The 20,326-nt window shown below is 64.1% G+C and carries 17 protein-coding genes; 13 read left to right on the top strand and 4 right to left on the bottom strand.

The window, feature by feature from the left end:
- Positions 1–168 precede the first annotated feature (168 nt).
- Positions 169–2,556 (top strand): phosphoenolpyruvate synthase, encoded by a 2,388-nt coding sequence (ppsA, locus tag BI344_RS17600; protein ID WP_071114147.1) that lies wholly within the window; start codon positions 169–171, stop codon positions 2,554–2,556.
- Between the two features lie 75 nt (positions 2,557–2,631).
- Here ppsA and BI344_RS17595 read toward each other — a convergent pair whose 3' ends face one another.
- From BI344_RS17595 to BI344_RS25995, 4 genes are all read right to left on the bottom strand, one after another.
- Entirely contained in the window at positions 2,632–3,291 is a 660-nt protein-coding gene (locus tag BI344_RS17595; protein WP_071114169.1) for a redoxin family protein, read from the bottom strand.
- Positions 3,292–3,391: 100 nt separating this feature from the next.
- Complete coding sequence (locus BI344_RS17590) at positions 3,392–4,720, bottom strand: dicarboxylate/amino acid:cation symporter (RefSeq protein WP_071114146.1); 1,329 nt, start codon at positions 4,718–4,720, stop codon at positions 3,392–3,394.
- Between the two features lie 144 nt (positions 4,721–4,864).
- Positions 4,865–5,467 carry a MarC family protein gene (locus BI344_RS17585; RefSeq protein ID WP_071114145.1) on the bottom strand — a complete coding sequence of 201 codons (603 nt, stop codon included), beginning with the start codon at positions 5,465–5,467 and terminating at the stop codon, positions 4,865–4,867.
- A gap of 173 nt (positions 5,468–5,640) precedes the next feature.
- On the bottom strand, positions 5,641–8,208 hold the full coding sequence (locus tag BI344_RS25995; RefSeq protein ID WP_071114144.1) for a THUMP domain-containing protein: 2,568 nt from the start codon (positions 8,206–8,208) through the stop codon (positions 5,641–5,643).
- 129 nt (positions 8,209–8,337) lie between these two features.
- Here BI344_RS25995 and mutY point away from each other — a divergent pair, with 129 nt between their 5' ends.
- From mutY to BI344_RS17520, 12 genes are all read left to right on the top strand, one after another.
- On the top strand, positions 8,338–9,384 hold the full coding sequence (gene mutY / locus BI344_RS17575) for an A/G-specific adenine glycosylase (protein ID WP_083338942.1): 1,047 nt from the start codon (positions 8,338–8,340) through the stop codon (positions 9,382–9,384).
- 101 nt (positions 9,385–9,485) lie between these two features.
- Positions 9,486–11,690, top strand: coding sequence for a RelA/SpoT family protein (locus BI344_RS17570; RefSeq protein WP_071114142.1), 2,205 nt, complete (start codon positions 9,486–9,488; stop codon positions 11,688–11,690).
- 234 nt (positions 11,691–11,924) lie between these two features.
- Positions 11,925–12,692: a deoxyribose-phosphate aldolase gene (gene deoC / locus BI344_RS17565; protein WP_071114141.1), complete on the top strand. Its 768-nt coding sequence runs from the start codon at positions 11,925–11,927 to the stop codon at positions 12,690–12,692.
- Between the two features lie 111 nt (positions 12,693–12,803).
- A complete protein-coding gene (deoA, locus tag BI344_RS17560; protein WP_071114140.1) occupies positions 12,804–14,129 on the top strand; it encodes a thymidine phosphorylase in 1,326 nt (441 codons plus the stop codon).
- A gap of 15 nt (positions 14,130–14,144) precedes the next feature.
- Positions 14,145–15,362: a phosphopentomutase gene (locus tag BI344_RS17555; RefSeq protein WP_071114139.1), complete on the top strand. Its 1,218-nt coding sequence runs from the start codon at positions 14,145–14,147 to the stop codon at positions 15,360–15,362.
- A 94-nt stretch (positions 15,363–15,456) separates the two neighbouring features.
- A complete protein-coding gene (gene deoD, locus BI344_RS17550) occupies positions 15,457–16,167 on the top strand; it encodes a purine-nucleoside phosphorylase (protein WP_071114138.1) in 711 nt (236 codons plus the stop codon).
- 386 nt (positions 16,168–16,553) lie between these two features.
- The gene (gene rplM / locus BI344_RS17545) at positions 16,554–16,982 is read left to right on the top strand and encodes a 50S ribosomal protein L13 (RefSeq protein ID WP_071114137.1); all 429 of its coding nucleotides are present in this window, start codon (positions 16,554–16,556) and stop codon (positions 16,980–16,982) included.
- Positions 16,983–16,997: 15 nt separating this feature from the next.
- Positions 16,998–17,390, top strand: a complete 393-nt coding sequence (gene rpsI, locus BI344_RS17540; protein WP_043576582.1) for a 30S ribosomal protein S9 — start codon at positions 16,998–17,000, stop codon at positions 17,388–17,390.
- A gap of 144 nt (positions 17,391–17,534) precedes the next feature.
- Positions 17,535–18,563 (top strand): N-acetyl-gamma-glutamyl-phosphate reductase, encoded by a 1,029-nt coding sequence (argC, locus tag BI344_RS17535; protein WP_071114136.1) that lies wholly within the window; start codon positions 17,535–17,537, stop codon positions 18,561–18,563.
- Positions 18,564–18,684: 121 nt separating this feature from the next.
- Positions 18,685–19,017, top strand: a complete 333-nt coding sequence (gene erpA / locus BI344_RS17530) for an iron-sulfur cluster insertion protein ErpA (RefSeq protein WP_420837174.1) — start codon at positions 18,685–18,687, stop codon at positions 19,015–19,017.
- A gap of 64 nt (positions 19,018–19,081) precedes the next feature.
- Complete coding sequence (locus BI344_RS17525; protein WP_071114134.1) at positions 19,082–19,939, top strand: CheR family methyltransferase; 858 nt, start codon at positions 19,082–19,084, stop codon at positions 19,937–19,939.
- Between the two features lie 105 nt (positions 19,940–20,044).
- A partial coding sequence (locus BI344_RS17520; RefSeq protein WP_139167070.1) for an FAD-dependent oxidoreductase occupies positions 20,045–20,326 on the top strand: 282 nt, incomplete at its 3' end.

Genomic DNA, 20,326 nt, shown 5'->3' with positions numbered 1-20,326 from the left:
TTTGAGTTGAGTGCCGGATGGTTTGCGGATCAACCATTTGATTGTATTGGATTAAACAATTTTCTTGTCGCATAAAATCTTGTGCAGTGCAAAAGTTGCTACGCAATTGGCACGTAATTCGGCTAGAATGCGGCCCTATCGTCCCAATCCAACACAGGAAGTGAAGTGATGGCAGAGAACTACGTCATCTGGTTCGAGAAGCTGCGCATGACCGACGTGGAAGAGGTAGGCGGCAAGAACGCCTCTCTCGGTGAAATGATCAGTCAGCTGGCCGGTTCCGGCGTGCGGGTACCGGGTGGCTTCGCCACCACCGCTCAGGCTTATCGCGATTTTCTTCAGCATAACGGCCTGGCGGACAAGATCAGCGCCGCGCTGGCCAAGCTGGATATCGACGATGTCAGCGAACTTGCCCGCATCGGCAAGGAAATCCGCCAGTGGATCATCGATACCCCGTTCCCTGCCAAGCTGGACGCGGACATCAAGGAGGCCTGGGACCAGATGGTGGCCGATGCCGGAGGCGCCGACATTTCGGTGGCCGTCCGCTCTTCCGCCACCGCCGAAGACCTCCCCGACGCCTCGTTCGCAGGCCAGCAAGAAACCTTCCTGAATATCCGCGGCCTTGACAACGTCAAGGACGCGATGAAGCACGTCTTCGCCTCTTTGTACAACGACCGCGCCATCTCCTACCGCGTGCACAAAGGCTTCGCCCACGACGTGGTGGCCCTGTCCGCCGGCGTGCAGCGCATGGTGCGCTCGGATACCGGCGCCGCCGGCGTGATGTTCACCATCGACACCGAATCCGGCTTCGAGGACGTGGTGTTCATCACCGCTTCCTACGGCCTGGGCGAAACCGTGGTGCAAGGCGCGGTGAACCCGGACGAGTTCTATGTGCACAAGCCGACGCTGCAGGCCGGACGGCCGGCGGTGCTGCGCAAGACCATGGGCTCCAAGCTGATCAAGATGGAGTTCACCGACGCCTCCCAGGCTGGCCGCTCGGTCAAGACCGTGGATGTGGCGCCGGAGTTGCGCAAGCAGTTCTCGATCAGCGACGACGAAGTGGCCGAACTGGCCCGCTACGCGCTGATCATCGAGAAGCACTACGGCCGCCCGATGGACATCGAGTGGGGCCGCGACGGCGTGGACGGCAAGCTGTACATCCTGCAGGCGCGTCCGGAAACGGTTAAGTCGCAGGAAGACCGCAAGGACACGCTGCGCCGCTACCGTCTGAACGGCAAGTCCGAGATCCTGTGCGAAGGCCGCGCCATCGGCCAGAAGATAGGCCAGGGCACCGTGCGCACCATCCGCGACGCGTCGGAGATGGATCAGGTCAAGCCGGGCGACGTGCTGGTGACCGACATGACCGATCCCGACTGGGAGCCGGTGATGAAGCGCGCCGCCGCCATCGTCACCAACCGCGGCGGCCGCACCTGCCACGCCGCCATCATCGCGCGCGAGCTGGGCATCCCGGCCGTGGTCGGTTGCGGCGACGCCACCCGCGTGCTGAAGGCTGGCATGCAAGTGACGGTGTCCTGCGCCGAAGGCGACACCGGCAACATCTACGACGGCCTGCTGGACGTGGAAATCATCGATCTGGAACTGGACAAGATGCCCAAGGCGCCGGTAAAGATCATGATGAACGTCGGCAACCCGGAACTGGCGTTCGACTTCGCCCAGCTGCCCAACGAAGGCGTCGGCCTGGCGCGGATGGAATTCGTCATCAACCGCCAGATCGGCATCCACCCCAAAGCGCTGCTGGAGTTCGACAAGCAGGCCCCGGAACTGAAGGCCGTGATCGCCGACCGCATCGCCGGCTACGCCAGCCCGGTGGACTTCTACGTCGACAAGATCGCCGAAGGCGTGTCCACGCTGGCCGCGGCGTTCTGGCCGAAGAAGGTCATCGTGCGCATGTCGGACTTCAAGTCCAACGAGTACGCCAACCTGATCGGCGGCCAGTTGTACGAACCGCACGAGGAAAACCCGATGATCGGCTTTCGCGGCGCGGCGCGCTACGTGGCCGAGTCGTTCCGCGACTGTTTCGAGCTTGAATGCCGCGCCATCAAGAAGGTGCGCGACGTGATGCGCCTGACCAACGTGGAAGTGATGATCCCGTTTGTCCGCACCCTGGCCGAAGCCGGGAAAGTGGTGGAAATCCTGGCGGAAAACGGCCTCAAGCGCGGCGACAACGGCCTGCGCTTGATCATGATGTGCGAGTTGCCGGCCAACGCGGTGTTGGCCGAGCAATTCCTGCAGCACTTCGACGGCTTCTCGATCGGCTCCAACGACATGACCCAGCTGACGCTGGGCGTCGACCGCGACTCCGGCGGCCCGATCGCCAGCACTTTCGACGAGCGCAACGAGGCGGTCAAGGCGATGCTGCACATGTCGATCCAGGCTTGCCGCAAGCTGGGCAAGTACGTGGGCATCTGCGGCCAGGGCCCGTCCGACCATCCGGACTTCGCCAAGTGGCTGGTGGAAGAGGGCATCGAAACCGTGTCCCTCAACCCCGACACCGTGGTGGAAACCTGGTTGTACCTGGCAAAGGAACTGAACAGCTGATTCGTCGGCCGTCGGTCCATCAGTGAAAAACCGCCCGGCGACGGGCGGTTTTGTTTTGCCTGGACTGGCGCGGGATCAGTTGGGCTCCCTGCCATCGGGCGGAGCGGGCTGTATCTGTTTGACCTTCTCGATCAGCCGCTCGGTTCCTCGCTCCCGCTCCGCCTCCAGTATCAGCCGGCTTTCCTCGGCCTCCCTTTCCGCTTCCAGCGCTTTCTGTTCGGCATCCTGCAGCAGCGTGTTGACGGTGTCGAAATCGAAGAAGTCGCGGGTATTGATCAGGCGTTCGGCGTAGTAGACCACATTGTCGCCATCGGCCAGCAGCAGCGCCGGCGCGGTGTAGCCGCTGAGCGGGAATTCGGCAATCAGCACGCCGTAGCGCTTGTGGAAGTCGCGCCCGCGCAGCGTGGACAGCAGCGCCACCTGTGGCAGGCCGTGTTCCTGGCGCGCCCGCGCCAGCGACGATGGCGAGTCCACCGTGATCACGATCAGCTTCAGGTGCGGCCAACGTTCGGTGAAGCGCCGGGTTTCGCGCAGCAGGAACAGCCCGGCATGTTCGTCTTCGTCCACCGACAGCAGGGTCAGGATCAGCTTGGGCGCATTGGCGAAGCTCTCCAGCGCCACGTCGCGCTTATGATCGTCCACCAGCATGAAACTGGGCAGATAGTCGCCGACTCGCGGAAAATCGCCGATGACCGGCAACATTTCGTCGCCGTATTGCAGCCAAAAATCGCTCATATAGGCCTCCTCCATATTTTTCATCGTGGACGAGAGCAAGGCAAAATCAAGCGATTGCTTCTAGATGCAACAAAAAAACCGCCTGGCGGCGGGTGTGGCTTCAGCGCGTCTGCGGCAGCGGCTCGGGCAGCGGGATCGGGGGCGAGGCTGCGGCGCTTGCCGGCGGCGTCTCGCCGTTCAGCACTTGCTGCATCCGCGGCACGTCCAGCGCCTTTTCCCACTTGGCGATCACCACGGTGGCCACGCCGTTGCCGATCAGGTTGGTGATGGCGCGCGCTTCCGACATGAAGCGGTCTATGCCGATCAGCAGCGCCAGGCCTTCCACCGGCAGCTTGCCGCCCAGCGTCGCCAGCGTGGCCGCCAGGGTGATGAAGCCGCCGCCGGTCACCGCCGCCGCGCCTTTGGAGGTCAGCAGCAGCACGCCGATGATGGCCAGCTCTTCTCCCAGGCTTAGGTTCACATTGGTGGCCTGGGCGATGAAGATCGCCGCCATGGTCAGATAAATGGAGGTGCCGTCCAGATTGAACGAGTAGCCGGTGGGCACCACCATGCCGACCACCGGCTTGGCGCAGCCCAGGTTTTCCAGCTTCTTCATGATGCCGGGCAGCGCCGATTCCGACGACGAGGTGCCCAGCACCAGCAGGATTTCTTCCTTGATGTAGACCAGGAAGCGCCACAGGCTGAAGCCGGAGAGGCGGGCGATGGCGCCGAGCACGATGAAGACGAAGGCGAAGCAGGTCAGGTAGACGCAGGCCATCAGGAAGCCCAGCTGCTTCAGCGAGCCGATGCCGTACTTGCCTATGGTGAAGGCCATCGCGCCGAAGGCGCCGATCGGCGCCAGCTTCATCAGCATATTGATCACGCCGAACAGCGCGTGCGAGAACTCGTCCAGGATGTGGACGATGTTCTTGCCGTTGTCGCCCATCTTGGTCAGCGCCAGGCCCAGCAGTACCGAGAAAGTCAGCACTTGCAGGATCTCGCCGCTGGCGAACGCGCCCACCACGCTGTCCGGAATGATGTGCAGCAGGAAGTCCACCGTGTTCATGTCCTTGGCGCCGGCGGTGTACTTGGCGATGTCCTTGGCGTGCAGCGTGTGCGGGTCGATGTTGAGACCGGCGCCGGGCTGCAGCAGGTTGACCACCACCAGGCCGATCACCAGAGCCAGCGTGGTCACCGCTTCGAAATACAGCAGCGATTTGACGCCGACGCGGCCGACTTCCTTCATATCGCCCATTTTGGCGATGCCCACCACCACGGTGGTGAAGATGATGGGGGCGATCAGCATCTTGATCAGCTTGATGAAGGCGTCGCCCAGCGGTTTCATCTTGGCGGCGAAATCAGGCATGAAGCTGCCCAGCAGCACGCCCAGCGCGATGGCGATCAGCACCTGCACGTAGAGGCGCGAATAGAACGGAGTCTTGGTTTGCATGGTTGTCCCGACTGGCGTTGATGGCATGGAATGCGGACTCTTGTTGGCCCATTTGCATCCGATGCTAACAACTGACTCAAGCCGGGAGCATTGTCGATATCCCTATCCGGGATAACCCTGACGGCGTATCCGCTATGAATAGGCTCAGTGCAGCTGCTTCAGATAGGAGGCGAAGCCGCTGAGCAGCATCTCCACCGAGATGGCGGTCAGCACCAGGCCCATCAGCCGCTCCAGCGCGGTGATCGCCTGTTCGCCCAGCAGTTTTTGCAGCCGGCTGGAAAACAGGAAGGTGACGGTGGTGACCAGCATGCAGATGGTCAGCGCGCCCATCCACTCCAGCATGCGGCCCGGCTCGCGGGTGGACAGCAGCAGCACGGTGGCCATCGCCGACGGTCCGGCGATCAGCGGAATGGCGATGGGCACGATGAAGGGTTCGCCGTGCAGTTTGTCGCCGCCGAACACGCTGCCTTCGCCGGGGAAGATCATCTTGATGGCGATCAGGAACAGGATCACGCCGCCAGCGATGCGCATCGATTCGTCGGTCAGGTGCATCAATTCCAGGAAATTACGCCCGAACAGCATGAAGATGGTCAGCACCAGGAAGGCGATCAGGCATTCGCGATAGACCACCCGCTTGCGGCGTTCGGGCTTCACCTGCTTTAGCGCGGAGATGAACAGCGGGATATTGCCCAGCGGATCGGTGATCAGGATCAGCAGGATGGTGGCGGATAGAAAAGAGGTTTGCATGGCGGCGCGCTTGAAGGTGGTTTCGGCCGTGATTATCTCATGCCGCTGGAGTGGCCGCGAGCGCGGATGCGACTGAAAATTAGCTGTTTTTATGGTTTCTTTAACCAGCGGCGGCCAAGAAAAATGCCGCCCGGCCCTGAGGGCGGAGCGGCATGGGCCTAGGCGGGCGGCGCTTACAGCTCTTCGCCGGGCAATTCGGCGCCGGCCGCTTCTGCGTCGTCGTTCTTCTGCTTGCGGGCGCTGCCTTCCACCATATTGATCACGAACAGGCGGCAGGCCAGCGAGCCGTTGTACAGCGGGGTACGGCGCTTGGGCGACAGATGGATCAGCTTGCCAAGGCGCAGGTCGCCGCTGAATAGGCAGGCGGTCCAGCCGGCGAAATGAGCCTTCAGCCAATCGCCCAGCAGCGGATACCACTCGGCCAGCTGGTCCAGTTCGTCCAGGCGCACGCCGTAGGGCGGGTTGCTGACGATCAGGCCGGCCTCTGCGCCCGGACGCACGTCCAGGATGTCGTCGGGTTTGGCTTCCACCAGGCCGGACAGGCCGGCGCGCTCCAGGTTGGCGCGGGCGATGGCGATCATCTTCTTGTCGCGGTCGGAGCCGCGGATGTCCAGCGCGGCCGGCGCTTTTTCCGCCTGGCGGGCGGCCAGTTGCAGCGACTCCCAGCCCACCTGGTCGAAACTGGCCAGCGCTTCGAAGCCGAAGCGGCGGTTGCGGCCCGGCGCGCGGTTGAGCGCGATGTCGGCAGCCTCCACCAGGAAGGTGCCGCTGCCGCACATCGGGTCGATCAGCGGTTTGTCGCCGTCGTATCCGGCCAGCATCAGGATGCCGGCGGCCAGGTTTTCGCGCAGCGGCGCTTCGCCGGCCTCTTCGCGCCAGCCGCGCTTGAACAGCGGCTCGCCGCTGGTGTCGAGGTAAACGGTGGCGGTGTCGGCGGTGAGGAACACGTTGACGCGCACGTCCGGTGCGCGGGTGTCGACATTGGGGCGGCCCAGCTGCGCCTGGCGGAAGCGGTCGCAGATCGCGTCCTTAACCGTCAGCGCGATGTAATCCAGGCTCTTGACCTGGGCAGCAATGCCGTCGGCCTTCAGCTTGATGGTGCGCGATACGTCGAACCAGCGCGGCCAGTCCACGCTCAGCGCCAGGCGGTAGATGTCTTGCTCGGCGTGATAGGGGCCGTGCGCCAGGCGCAGCAGCACGCGGCTGGCGGTGCGCGAGTGCAGGTTGACCGCCATCATCAGGCGCGCGTCGCCGCCGAAGGCCACGCCGCCGTCGGCCGGCGCGATGTCGCCTGCGCCCAGCGCCAGCAGTTCGTCGGCCAGCAGCTGCTCCAGGCCGCGCGGGCAGGGCGCGAACAGCGCCAGCTTGCTGTCCAGCCGGCCGGTGACGGTGATTTCCGGCTTGTTGCCGGTGGTCTGCCATTGCGGCTTGTCGTGGCGGCGCTGGTCAAACTGCTGACGGCGCTCCGGACTGTCTACGCGGTGGCTGTCGCCGAACGGTTGCAGGCCTTGCGACGGGTGCTGGCGCGGGCGCTCGTCGTGATGGTCCTCGCGGCGGAAGCGGTTGTCGCGCTCGACACTGTCGCGTTCGGCGGATGGTTTGCTGAACAGCGGCTTGCGCGGCGCGTTCTCGTCGCGCGGCGCGCGCTCGGCGCGGGCGTCGTGCTGACGGTCCTCGCGCGGCTGCCATTGCGGTTTGTCGTCGCGGCGGAAACGGTTGTCGCGGTCGGCGTAGGACTGGCGCGGGACGTTTTCATTGCGCGGCGCGCGCTCATGGCGGTCTTCGCGCGGCTGCCATTGCGGCTTGTCTTCGCGCGGCGGGCGGGTGTCGCTGCTGCCCTCGGCCTTGCCGAACAGCTTGCGCGGGGCGTTTTCGTCGCGCGGGGCGCGCTCGGCGCGGGCGTCGAGCTGACGGTCCTCGCGCGGCTGCCATTGCGGCTTGTCGTCGCGGCGGAAGCGGTTGTCGCGCTCGCCTTCGGGCTTGCCGAAGGGTTTGCGCGGACCATTGTCGTCGCGGTTTTGCCATTGCGGCTTGTCGTCGCGGCGGAAGCGGCTGTCGCGCTCGCCTTCGGGCTTGCCGAAGGGTTTGCGCGGACCATTGTCGTCGCGTTGGGGGCGGTCGTTGCGCGGCGCGCGGTCGTCGCGGTTTTGCCATTGCGGCTTGTCGTCGCGGCGGAAACGGCTGTCGCGCTCGCCCTCGGGCTTGCCGAAAGATTGGCGCGGGCTGTTGTCGTCGCGGCGCTGCCACTGCGCCTTGTCGCTTTCGGCGCGCGGCTTGAACTGTCGCGGCGCGTCGTCGGTATGCAGCGGCTTGCGGCCGGATGGGCCGCGGTCGCGGCTGTAGCGCTTGTCCTGCGACGGGTCTTCGCGGCGGAAGGCCGGCGCGCGTTCGGCTCCGTTATCCGCCGGCATCGGCTTGCGGCCGGAAGGACCGCGGTCGCGGTCGTAGCGCTTGTCCTGGAAGCCGCCCTCTTGCGGTGGCCGTTGGTCCGGGCCGCGCTTGTCGAAACTGCGCTCGCCCTGGCGCGGCTGCTGCTTCCAGTCGGGCTTGCCCGGTCCCGGCCGCTGGCCGGAGTAGGGCGCGCGCGGATTGCTGGCGTCGTGGCGTTTTTCGAAACGCGGCGGCTTGTCGCCGGCGGAGGGCGGGTTCTGGTTTCCGCCAGCCGGCGAGTTGGCCGAGCGTTCACGGCTGGTTAAATCGCGGCGCTGGTTGGCGCGCTGGCGGGAACGGAAACTGGACATTGAAACGACCTCGAAATGATCAAACTTGTAAGTAATCCTTTAATTTTAACGTATTTAGCCGCCGCCTGCTTGGTGATGCTCGGGCTTTCCGCTAACATGATCGGTTCGATTGGATAATGGATTGCAATGCTGCACAGCAATTTTGCCACCCGCCTGGTGGACTGGCAGCGGCTGCACGGCCGCCATGACTTGCCCTGGCAGGTCAGCGACCCTTACCGGGTATGGCTGTCCGAGATCATGCTGCAGCAGACTCAGGTGAAGAGCGTGCTGGATTACTACCCGCGCTTCCTGGCCCGCTTTCCCGATGTGGCGAGCCTGGCCGCCGCGCCGGTGGACGACGTGCTGGCGCAATGGAGCGGCCTGGGCTACTACAGCAGGGCGCGCAATCTGCACAAGGCGGCGCAGATGGTGATGGCCGAGTTCGGCGGCAGCTTCCCGCCCGAGCGCGAACAGCTGGAGCGGCTGCCCGGCGTCGGACGCTCCACTGCGGCTGCGATTTCCGCCTTTGCCTTCGGCCGCCGGGAAACCATTCTGGACGGCAATGTCAAACGGGTGCTGGCGCGCTGCTTCGGCGTGGAAGGCTTCCCCGGCGACAAGGCGGTGGAAAAGCGGATGTGGACGCTGGCCGAAGGCCTGCTGCCCGAGCGCGACGGCGACATTGGCCCCTATGTGCAGGGCTTGATGGACCTGGGCGCCACCGTGTGCGGCCGCGGCAAGCCGGTCTGCGGCGTCTGTCCGATGGCGGACGGCTGCGTGGCGGCGCGCGAGGGGCGCACCGGCGAATTGCCTGTGCCACGGCCGAAAAAGATTCAGCCGGTGCGGCAGACGGTGATGCTGCTGGCGCGCCATGGCGACAAGGTGTGGCTGCAGCGCAGGCCGCCCACCGGGATCTGGGGCGGTTTGCTGTCGCTGCCGGAGTTCGACACCACCTTCGCGGCGGAAGACTGGCTGCAGCGCCGGGGCGCAGGCGATCTGCTGCCGGCCTGGCCGGAGCTGGAGCATGTATTCACCCATTTTCGCCTGATCATCACGCCCCAGCCGGCAAGGCTGGACGCGTTGCGGGCCGCGGGAGCCTCCGAGCCGGACGGCCAGTGGCTGCAGATTGATCAGGCTGTCGATGCCGGCGTGCCGGCGCCGGTGAGGCGCTTGCTGCTGAGGCTAGCGTCGGCCGATTGACGAGGGCGGGCTAGACCCTGCCCGTGTGGCAAACCCGATGGCCGGACGGATGCGTCCGCCCAGCCATGGTTAAGACGGCAGGTCCGTCCAGATAGACAGATATGGTTTCCGTAGTCCGCACCGTTGCCGATACTCTGGCCGACGCCGCCGATCCGGCGCGTTGGCTGGAACATATGTCCGCCGCCTTCCCCGCCGAGGATGGCGCGCTGCTGGCGCGCGCCTTCGACGCCGCGCGGGAGCTGTACGCGGGCAAGACCGTCCCCGCCACCGGCGAGGATTTGTTCACCCACGCGGTGGCCGCCGCGGCGGTCGTCGCCGACCTCAATCTGCTGCCCGACGCCATCGTGGCCACCTTGATGTTCGCCGTGCCGGACCTCAAACCGGACTGGCAGCAGTGGCTGAGCGACGCCTTCAATCCCACGGTGGCGATGCTGGTGGATGGCGTCGGCGGTGTGCGCCGCATCACCGAGCTGGCGCGCATCGACAAGATGGCCACGCCGGAAGACTGCGCGCGCCAGGCCGAGACCATGCGCAAGATGCTGCTGGCGATGGTGGCCGACATCCGGGTGGTGCTGATCAAGCTGGCCTGGCGCACCCAGACCATGCACTACCTGGCCCAGGTGCCGGACGAGGCGCTGCGCCGCCGCATCGGCACCGAGACGCTGGAGCTGTTCGCGCCGCTGGCCAACCGGCTGGGAGTATGGCAGATCAAGTGGGAGCTGGAGGACCTGGGTCTCAGACACACCGAGCCGGACACCTACAAGAAGATAGCCAAGTTGCTGGACGAGCGGCGGCTGGAGCGCATCGACTACATCGAGCGGGTGCTGGACATCCTGCGCGAAGAGTTGAAGAAGGCCGGCGTCAAGGCCGAGGTGGCCGGCCGGCCCAAACACATCTATTCCATTTGGAAGAAGATGAAGAAGAAAAAGCTCGATTTCACCGAGCTTTACGACATCCGCGCGGTGCGCATCCTGGTGGACAAGCTGCCGGATTGCTACACCGCGCTGGGCATCATCCACGGCATGTGGCAGCCGATACGCGGCGAGTTCGACGACTACATCTCCCATCCCAAGGCTAACAACTACCGCAGCCTGCATACCGCGGTGATCGGCCCGGAAGAGAAGGCGCTGGAAGTGCAGATCCGCACCTTCGAGATGCACGAGCACGCCGAGTTCGGCGTGGCCGCGCACTGGCGCTACAAGGAAGGCGGCAAGGGCGACGCCGCCTACGAGGAAAAGATCTCCTGGCTGCGCCAGCTGTTGGACTGGCGCGAGGAGATGTCCGACCGCGAAGGACTGGCCGAGGCGTTCAAGACCGAGCTGTTCGCCGACACCATCTACGTGCTGACGCCGCAGGGCCGGGTACTGGCGCTGCCGCAAGGCGCCACGCCGATCGACTTCGCCTACGCCATCCATTCCGGCCTAGGCAACCGCTGCCGCGGCGCCAAGGTTGAGGGCCAGATCGTGCCCTTGTCGACGCCGCTGCAAAACGGCCAGCGGGTGGAAATCCTGACGGCGAAAGAAGGCGGGCCGTCGGTGAACTGGCTGCACGACGGCTGGGTGAAGAGCCATCGCGCCATCTCACGCATCCGCCAGTACATCCGCCTGCAGAACGCCGACACCGTGCGCGAAACCGGCAAGGCGCTGTTCGAGCGCGAGCTTTCGCGCCGGCCGCACATCCAGCCCAGCCTGCAGCAGCTGGCGGAAAAGCTGGGCTACGACAAGTTGGAGGAGGTGTACGGCGCGCTGGGCCACGGCGAGCTGACTACCCGCGCGGTGGCCAACGCCATCAGCAGCTTCGCGCCGCCGCCCTCGGTGGAGGTGCTGCCGGAAAGCCTGGTCAAGGCCAGCAAGGGTGGGCCGGATACGGGCGGCGTGCTGATCGAGGGGGTGGACAATCTGATGACGGTGCTGGCCAAGTGCTGCAAGCCGGCGCCGCCGGACCAGGTGATGGGTTTCGTCACCAAGGGGCGCGGCATCTCCATCCACCGCAGCAGCTGCATCACGCTGAAGAAGCTGTCGCAGGAAGTGCCGGAGCGCTTGATCGCGGCGGAGTGGGGCAAGCTGAAGAACAGTGTGTTCCCGATAGACATCGAAGTGATCTCGCAGGACCGGCCGGGCCTGCTGCGCGACTTGTCCGACACCCTGTCGCGCGAAAAGCTCAATCTGATAGGCGTGAACACCTTGTCGCGCGATTTGCGAAGCAAGCTGCGCCTGACGGTTGAGGTGCGCAATGTACAGGACATCAGCCGGGTGCTGTCGCGGCTGATGGAACTGTCCGGCGTGCAGGAAGCGCGCCGGGTTTGACGTTCTGTGCCGCCAAGCCGGCTGCGATGCCCATCTGTCGGGCGTTTCGGCCGGTTTGGCTTTTCCGGGGCCGTGATGGCGATGCCGGGTGGTTTGCGTTTAAGCAAGTCCCGCTTGTTTGCGATTTGCTTTCATGTGAAGAAATTTTCATAATCCATGTCATTGCCTTTGGCAAACCGCTGTCATGCCGGCGGCGGTTTTTATCCATTGGCCGCATTTCGAGAAAGATAGACCATGTCTGCATTGATTGAAGCCGCACGCCGCGCCCTGTCGCTGATGGACCTGACCACCCTCAACGACGACGATACCGACGAAAAAGTGATCGCCTTGTGCCGCAAGGCCAACAGCCCGGACGGCACCGTCGCCGCCGTCTGCGTCTACCCGCGCTTCGTGCCCATCGCCAAGAAGACGCTGCGTGAAGCCGGCTGCCCGCAAGTGCAGGTGGCCACCGTCACCAACTTCCCGCACGGCAATGACGACATCGCCATCGCGGTGGCCGAGACCCGCGCCGCCATCGCCTACGGCGCCGACGAGGTGGACGTGGTGTTCCCCTATCGCGCGCTGATGGCTGGCAACCGCGACATCGGCTTCGAGCTGGTGCGGGCCTGCAAGGAGGCCTGTGGCGGCAAGCTGCTGAAAGTCATCATCGAGAGCGGCGAACTGAAGGACGCGGCGCTGATCCGCGCGGCCAGCGAAATCTCCATCCGCGCCGGCGCCGACTTCATCAAGACCTCCACCGGCAAGGTGCCGGTCAACGCCACGCTTGAGGCCGCCGAGACCATGCTGACGGTGATCAAGGAAACCGGCGGGGCCTGCGGCTTCAAGGCCGCCGGCGGGGTGAAGAGCGCGGCCGAGGCCTCAAACTACCTGGCGTTGGCCGAGCGCCTGCTGGGCGATGGCTGGGTCAGCGCCCGCCATTTCCGCTTCGGCGCCTCCAGCCTGCTGGCCAATCTGCAGATCGAGATCGCCGGCGGCGTGGCCAAGCAGACCAGCGGCTACTGATCCGCACCTCATACGCGGGCTGACCGCACTCTGGCCGGGCGATTTCCCGGCCGCATCGCCCATTGCCGTTTGCTTCCGCGACGGCGAGGGGATTCAGACAGGGAAATTGCCATGTTTTTGCCGCAAGAAATCATTCGTAAAAAACGCGACGGCCTGATGTTGTCGCAGCAGGACATCCAGCAGTTCGTCGCCGGCATCACTGACAACAGCGTCGCCGACAGCCAGATCGCCGCGCTGGCGATGGCCATCTACTTCAACGGCATGGAGCTGGACGAGAACGTCCACCTGGCGCTGGCGATGCGCGACTCCGGCCGCCGCATGCAGTGGCAGGACCTGGGCCTGCCCGGCCCCATCGTGGACAAACACTCCACCGGCGGCGTTGGCGACGTGGTGTCGTTGATGCTGGGGCCGATGGTGGCCGCCTGCGGCGGCTTCGTGCCGATGATTTCCGGCCGCGGCCTGGGCCACACCGGCGGCACGCTGGACAAGCTGTCGGCGGTTCCGGGCTACAACCCGTTTCCGGAGCCGGAGCGGTTCCGCCAGGTGGTGAAAGAGATCGGCGTGGCCATCATCGGCCAGACTTCCGACCTGGCGCCGGCCGACCGCCGCTTCTACGCCACCCGCGACGTCACCGCCACGGTCGAGTCCATCGCGCTGATCACCGCCTCCATCCTGTCGAAGAAACTGGCGGCCGGCCTGGATGTGCTGGTGATGGACGTCAAGGCCGGCAGCGGCGCCTTCATGCCGACGATGGAGAAGTCCATCGAGCTGGCCAGCCGCATCGTCAAGGTGGGCAACGGCGCCGGCGTGGCCACCACCGCGCTGATCACCGAAATGAGCCAGCCGTTGGCCTCCACCGCCGGCAACAGCATCGAAACCCGCGAGGCGGTGCGCTACCTGAAGGGCGACGAGCGCAACCCGCGCCTGCACGAGGTGACGATGGCGCTGTGCAGCCAGATGCTGATCGGCGGCAAGCTGGCGCAGGACGACGCCGACGCCCGCGCCAAGCTGCAGGCTGCGCTGGATTCCGGCCGCGCCGCCGAGATCTTCGGCCGCATGGTGACCGCGCTGGGCGGCCCGGTGGATTTCATGGAAAACTACGACCGCCATCTGGCGCCCGCGCCCATCGTGCGCCCGGTATACGCCGACAAGGCAGGCTTCGTGGGTGCGATGGACACCCGCGGCATCGGCATGGCGGTGTGTGCGCTGGGCGGCGGCCGCCGTCTGGCCAGCGACGTGCTGGATTTCCGCGTGGGACTGTCGCAGTTCGTCGAACTGGGTCAGAATATCGCCAGGGACACCCCGCTGATGATGATCCACGCCGCCGACGAGGCGAGCTTCGAAGACGCGGCGCGCCGGGTCAAGGCCGCCATCCGCATCGATGAAATCGCGCCGGCGACCCTGCCGCAGGTTTACCAGATCATCCGTGGCGAATAAGGCCCGGGAGGCAGCATGAAACGCGCAATCATATTAATCCTCGACTCGCTGGGCATAGGCGCGGCGGCCGACGCGCCCAAGTTCGGGGACACCGGCAGCAACACGTTGGGCCATATCGCGATGGAGGCGGCCGCAGGGCGCGCCGATATCGGCCGCAATGGCCCGCTCAAGCTGCCGAACCTGTCGCGGATGGGCCTGGCTCACGCCTGCCGGCTGTCGTCGGGCTATTTCCCGGAAGGAATGGACGCGGCGGCGCCGGAAGCGGCCTACGGTTACGCGCGGGAGATTTCCAGCGGCAAGGACACCCCATCCGGCCACTGGGAGATCGCCGGCGTGCCGGTGCTGTTCGACTGGGGCTACTTCAGCGACCACGACGACAGTTTCCCGCAGGAGCTGCTGGACGCCATCGTCGAGCAGGCCGGGCTACCGGGCTATCTGGGCAACTGCCACGCCTCCGGCACCGAGATACTCGACCGTCTGGGCGAGGAGCATATGAAGAGCGGCAAGCCCATCTTCTACACCTCGGCCGATTCGGTGTTCCAGATCGCCTGCCACGAAGAGACCTTCGGGCTGGAACGGCTGTACCAGCTGTGCAAGATCACCCGCGAGCTGCTGGAGCCTTACAATATAGGCCGCGTGATCGCCCGGCCCTTCGTCGGCGAGGGCGCGGGCAAGTTCGCCCGTACCGGCAACCGCAAGGATCTGGCGGTGGAGCCGCCGGCGCCTACGGTGTTGAAGAAGCTGGCCGACGCCGGCGGCGACGTGGTGTCGATAGGCAAGATCGCCGACATCTACGCTCATGTCGGCATCACCCACAAGCACAAGGCCACCGGCTTCGACCAATTGTGGGACGCCACGCTGACCGCCATGCATCAGCATCAGGACAAGCCGGCCATCATCATGGCCAACTTCGTCGATTTCGACTCCAGCTACGGCCATCGCCGCAATACCGCGGGCTACGCCGCCGCTTTGGAGGAGTTCGACGCGCGCCTGCCCGAGGTGATGGCGGCGCTTGGCGACGACGATATCCTGATCTTGTCCGCCGATCACGGCTGCGATCCCACCTGGCCCGGTTCCGACCACACCCGCGAGCATATCCCGGTGCTGTGTTACGGCAGGAGGGTGAAGCCGGGCGCCATCGGCGAACGCGCCACCTTCGCCGATATCGGCCAGAGCGTCGCCAGCCACCTGGGCCTGCCGGCGATGGATTACGGCACGTCCTTCCTGGACTGATCCAGGCAATGACGGGCCGCTTAGGCGGCCCGTTCCCATTTTCACGGTCCGCGCCGCGGACCGTGGCCAGACCGATTTCTAGAGGAGACCTTGAATGGCAACCCCGCATATCAACGCCAAGGATGGCGCCTTCGCCGAAACCATACTGATGCCGGGCGACCCGCTGCGCGCGCAGCTGATCGCCGAAACCTTCCTGGAGGGCGCCGAGCAGGTCACCAACGTGCGCAACATCTTCGGCTACACCGGCAGCTACAAGGGCAAGCGACTGTCTGTGATGGCGCATGGCATGGGCATTCCGTCCGCCAGCATCTACACCACCGAGCTGGTCAAGGACTACGGCGTCAAGAACATCATCCGCATCGGCTCCTGCGGCGCGGTGACACCCGACATCAAGCTGCGCGAGCTGTTCGTCGCGATGGGCGCGTCGACCGACAGCAAGGTCAACCGCATGCGCTTCCACGACCACGATTACGCCGCTATCGCCGATTACACCCTGCTGCGCACGGTGGTGGACACCGCCGCCGAGCAGGGCAAGAAGATCACCGTCGGCAATGTGTTCTCCGCCGACCTGTTCTACGGCGTGCAGCCGAACATGCTGGAGGTGCTGGCCAGGATGCAGGTCAACGTGATCGAAATGGAGCTGGCCGGCATCTACAGCGTGGCCGCCCAGTACGGCGCGCGCGCGGTGGGCATTCTGACCGTGTCGGACATTATTCCGACCGGCGAGGCCACCAGCGCCGAGGAGCGCCAGACCTCCTTCCGCGACATGATGGAAGTGGCGCTGGACGCGGCAGTGAAGCTGTAAGGCGCTGATTTTGCGGAAAAACTGGCGCGGCGGGAGGGTTCCGTCGCGCCGGTTCATGCTTTGCGCAACATGGTGTGTCATTGGCGCACCGCATTTATCGTGCACTGCACAAAAAGTGCTTGCCTAATCCCGATGGGATACCGATAATTGGTATTGCATCAGGGCGTTACGCACTGTGGCGTTCCTGGTGTTGTCTCCTCCATCCTCCTTCTAAGGTGGAACTTGGCGCAACACGCCTCAGCGTTGCGCTTTTTTTTTGTCTGTTTTTCCGCCCGGATTCCGTCGTTTGCCGCCTTGCGGAAATCTGTTGTGTCACAAGGGTTTGACAGCTACCCAGCCACTGCACTAGAATCCGTAACTTTCAAGAATTACGATGGAAGAGTTCCATGAAGACCTTTTCTGCCAAGCCGCATGAGGTAAAGCGCGAATGGTACGTGGTCGACGCCGCCGATAAGGTGCTGGGTCGCCTTGCTGCCGAAATCGCCCGCCGCCTGCGTGGCAAACACAAGCCGGAATTCACTCCTCACGTTGACACTGGCGATTTCATCGTCGTGGTGAATGTTGAGAAGCTGCGTGTTACCGGTACCAAAGCTCTGGACAAAAAGTACTACCGTCACTCCGGTTACCCGGGCGGCATCTACGAGCGCAACTTCACCGAACTGCAAAACCAGTTCCCGGAGCGCGTTCTGGAAAAGGCCGTAAAAGGCATGCTGCCGAAGGGTCCGCTGGGTTACGCCATGATCAAGAAGCTCAAGGTGTACTCTGGTTCCGAGCATCCGCACTCCGCCCAACAGCCCAAAGTGCTGGAAATCTGATTTTAAGGCATAACAATGAACGGTAAATACTACTACGGCACCGGCCGTCGCAAGAGCTCCGTTGCTCGCGTGTTCATGCAAAAGGGTTCCGGCCAGATCATCGTTAACGGCAAGCCGGTTGACGAGTATTTTGCCCGTGAAACCGGTCGCATGGTTATCCGCCAGCCGCTGGTCCTGACCGAAAACCTCGAATCCTTTGACATCAAAGTAAACGTGGTTGGCGGCGGCGAAACCGGCCAAGCCGGCGCGATCCGTCATGGCATCACCCGTGCCCTGATCGACTTCGACGCAGTTCTGAAGCCGGCTCTGTCGGCTGCAGGCTACGTGACCCGCGACGCTCGTGAAGTTGAGCGTAAAAAGGTTGGCCTGCGCAAAGCACGTCGCGCCAAGCAGTTCTCCAAGCGTTAATTCGCCGGATACTGTTTTCGCAAAAAACCGCTTGGCTTCGGCCCGGCGGTTTTTTTGTTTTTTGTGCCGCTGTGCACTTGCCGCCACAGCCTACGCTGCCTAAACTGTCGCCTTTGCGACATTTTTTTATGTAAAGGGCTGGCCATGATCAAGGTTGGGATCGTCGGAGGAACCGGATACACCGGTGTGGAATTGCTGCGCTTGCTGGCCAAGCATCCGCAGGCCAGGGTGACGGCGGTGACCTCGCGCAAGGATGCGGGCATCCGCGTCGACGACATGTTTCCCAGCTTGCGCGGCCGCATCGATCTGGCGTTCACCACGCCGGACGAGGCCCGTTTGCAGAAATGCGATGTGGTGTTCTTCGCCACGCCCAACGGCATCGCGATGCAGGAGGCAAGCGCGCTTCTGGATGCCGGCGTGCGGGTGATAGACCTGGCGGCCGACTTCCGCATCCAGGATGTGCAGGAATGGGAGCAATGGTACGGCGTCAAGCATGCCGCTCCGCAACTGATTGCCGACGCGGTCTACGGTTTGCCGGAAGTCAACCGCGAAGCCATACGCCGCGCGCGGCTGGTGGCCAATCCAGGCTGCTATCCGACCGCGGTGCAACTGGGCTTCCTGCCCTTGCTGGAAGCCGGCGCGATTGATCCGTCCAGCCTGATCGCCGACTGCAAGTCCGGCGTGTCCGGGGCGGGGCGCAAGGGTGAAATCGGCGCTTTGCTGGCCGAGGCCGGCGATTCCTTCAAGGCTTACGGCGTGGCCGGCCACCGCCATCTGCCGGAAATCCGCCAAGGCCTGTCCCGGGCGACGGGCAACGCGGTGGGGCTGACCTTCGTGCCGCACCTGACGCCGATGATACGCGGCATTCACGCTACCCTGTACGGCCGCCTGTCCAGGGAGATCGATCTGCAGCAGCTGTTCGAGCGGCGCTACGCCGGCGAAGCCTTTGTCGATGTGCTGCCGGCCGGCAGTCACCCGGAGACGCGCTCGGTGCGTGGCGCCAATCTGTGCCGCATCGCGGTCCATCGGCCGCAGGGGGGCGACACTGTGGTGGTATTGTCGGTGATAGACAATCTGGTCAAAGGCGCGGCCGGCCAGGCGGTGCAGAACATGAACCTGATGTTCGGTCTGCCGGAGCAGGATGGGCTGGATGTGGTGCCGCTGTTGCCTTGATGGCGCGCAGGGGCTTGAATGCTCGCCATCCGCCCCGATATCCGACTAAAATAGTGGGTGAATGGCCGCATACCGGCCTGATTGAATTGCGAGGTTACACATGACAGAAGCTGCTACCGAAATGCCGTGCCCGATCAACTTCACCGACAGCGCCTGCACCAAGGTGCAGGATCTGATCGCGGAAGAGGGCAATCCCGACCTGAAGCTGCGCGTCTTCGTCTCCGGCGGCGGCTGTTCCGGTTTCCAATACGGTTTCACCTTCGATGAGATCGCCAACGAGGACGACACCGCCATCGAGCGCCAGGGTGTGACTTTCCTAGTGGATCCGATGAGCTACCAGTACCTGGTCGGCGCCGAAATCGACTATCAGGAAAGCCTGGAAGGTTCGCAGTTTGTGATCCGCAACCCGAACGCCACCACCACTTGTGGTTGTGGTTCTTCGTTCTCGGTGTGATACTGGACCATGGTAAGAACCAGGCCCGGGCACTTGCCCGGGCCTTTTTGCTGGAATCCCGTACATGAACAAGCTGCCGCCGGTGGTATTGCCCAAGATTGAATTCAACCGCGAGTTCGCCTTCAGCGACGCCGACTTCGAACGCATACGCAAGCTGATTTACAAAGAAGCGGGCATCGCCCTCAATCCGTCCAAGAAGGACATGGTTTACGGCCGGCTGGTGCGCCGCATCCGCGAATTGAAGCTGCCGGGTTTCGCCGCCTATGTCGATTTCCTGGAGTCCATCGGCGGCAAGCGCGAATTCGAGCAGTTCGTCAACGCGCTGACCACCAACCTGACTTTCTTCTTCCGCGAAGAGCACCATTTCCCCATCCTGTCCGAGCATCTGAAGAAAAAGGCAGCGGCCAGCGGCGAGTTGGCGATCTGGTGCGCGGCGGCTTCTACCGGCGAGGAGCCTTACTCGCTGGCCATCACCGCGCTGGAGGCTTTCCCCGGCATGTCCAAGCCGAATATCAGCGTGTTCGCCACCGATCTGGACACCAGTGTGCTGGAAACCGGCCGCAAGGGCATCTATCCGGCCGACAAGATCGCCAGGCTGCCGGCCGGCCACGCGGTCAAATACTTCGACAAGCTGGCGGACGGCAGTTACCAGGCCAAGGCGGCGCTGCGCAATATGATCACTTTCCAGCGGCTGAATCTGGTGGAAAGCAACTGGGCGGTGAAGAAACAATTCGACGCCATCTTCTGCCGCAACGTGATGATCTATTTCGACCGTGACACCCAGTTCGGAGTGCTCAAGCGCTTCGCGCCGCTGCTCAAGTCCGACGGCCTGCTGTTTGTCGGCCATTCGGAAAACTTCTACTTCGCCTCGGACTACTTTCATCTGCGTGGCAAGACGGTTTATGAACACGCCAAAAAATAGACTGTTTGTCTGACAAAACAGTCGCCGCGGCGGGCGATTGCCATTAACATCACGTCTTGAACGGGCAAGCCAGTCTTGCCCGTTGTCTTGTCGGATGGAGGCAAAATGCGAGTGGCGGTACTCGGCGCCGGGGTGGTGGGCGTGTCCACCGCCTGGTTCCTGGCCAGGATGGGGCATGAGGTGGTGGTGGTGGAGCGCGCCTGCGGCGCGGCGCGGGAAACCAGTTTTGCCAATGGCGGCCAGCTGTCGGTCAGCCAGTCGGAGCCTTGGGCAAATCCGCGCGCGCCGTGGCAGGTGTTGCGCTGGCTGTGGCGCGACGACGCTCCGCTGCTGTTCCGGCCGCGGCTGGAGCCGGCGCAGTGGCGCTGGGTGGCCGGCTTCCTGCGC

Origin of the sequence: Chromobacterium sphagni (assembly GCF_001855555.1) — a bacterium.
Classification (GTDB): domain Bacteria; phylum Pseudomonadota; class Gammaproteobacteria; order Burkholderiales; family Chromobacteriaceae; genus Chromobacterium; species Chromobacterium sphagni.
This window is presented reverse-complemented; position numbering and strand designations above follow the sequence as displayed.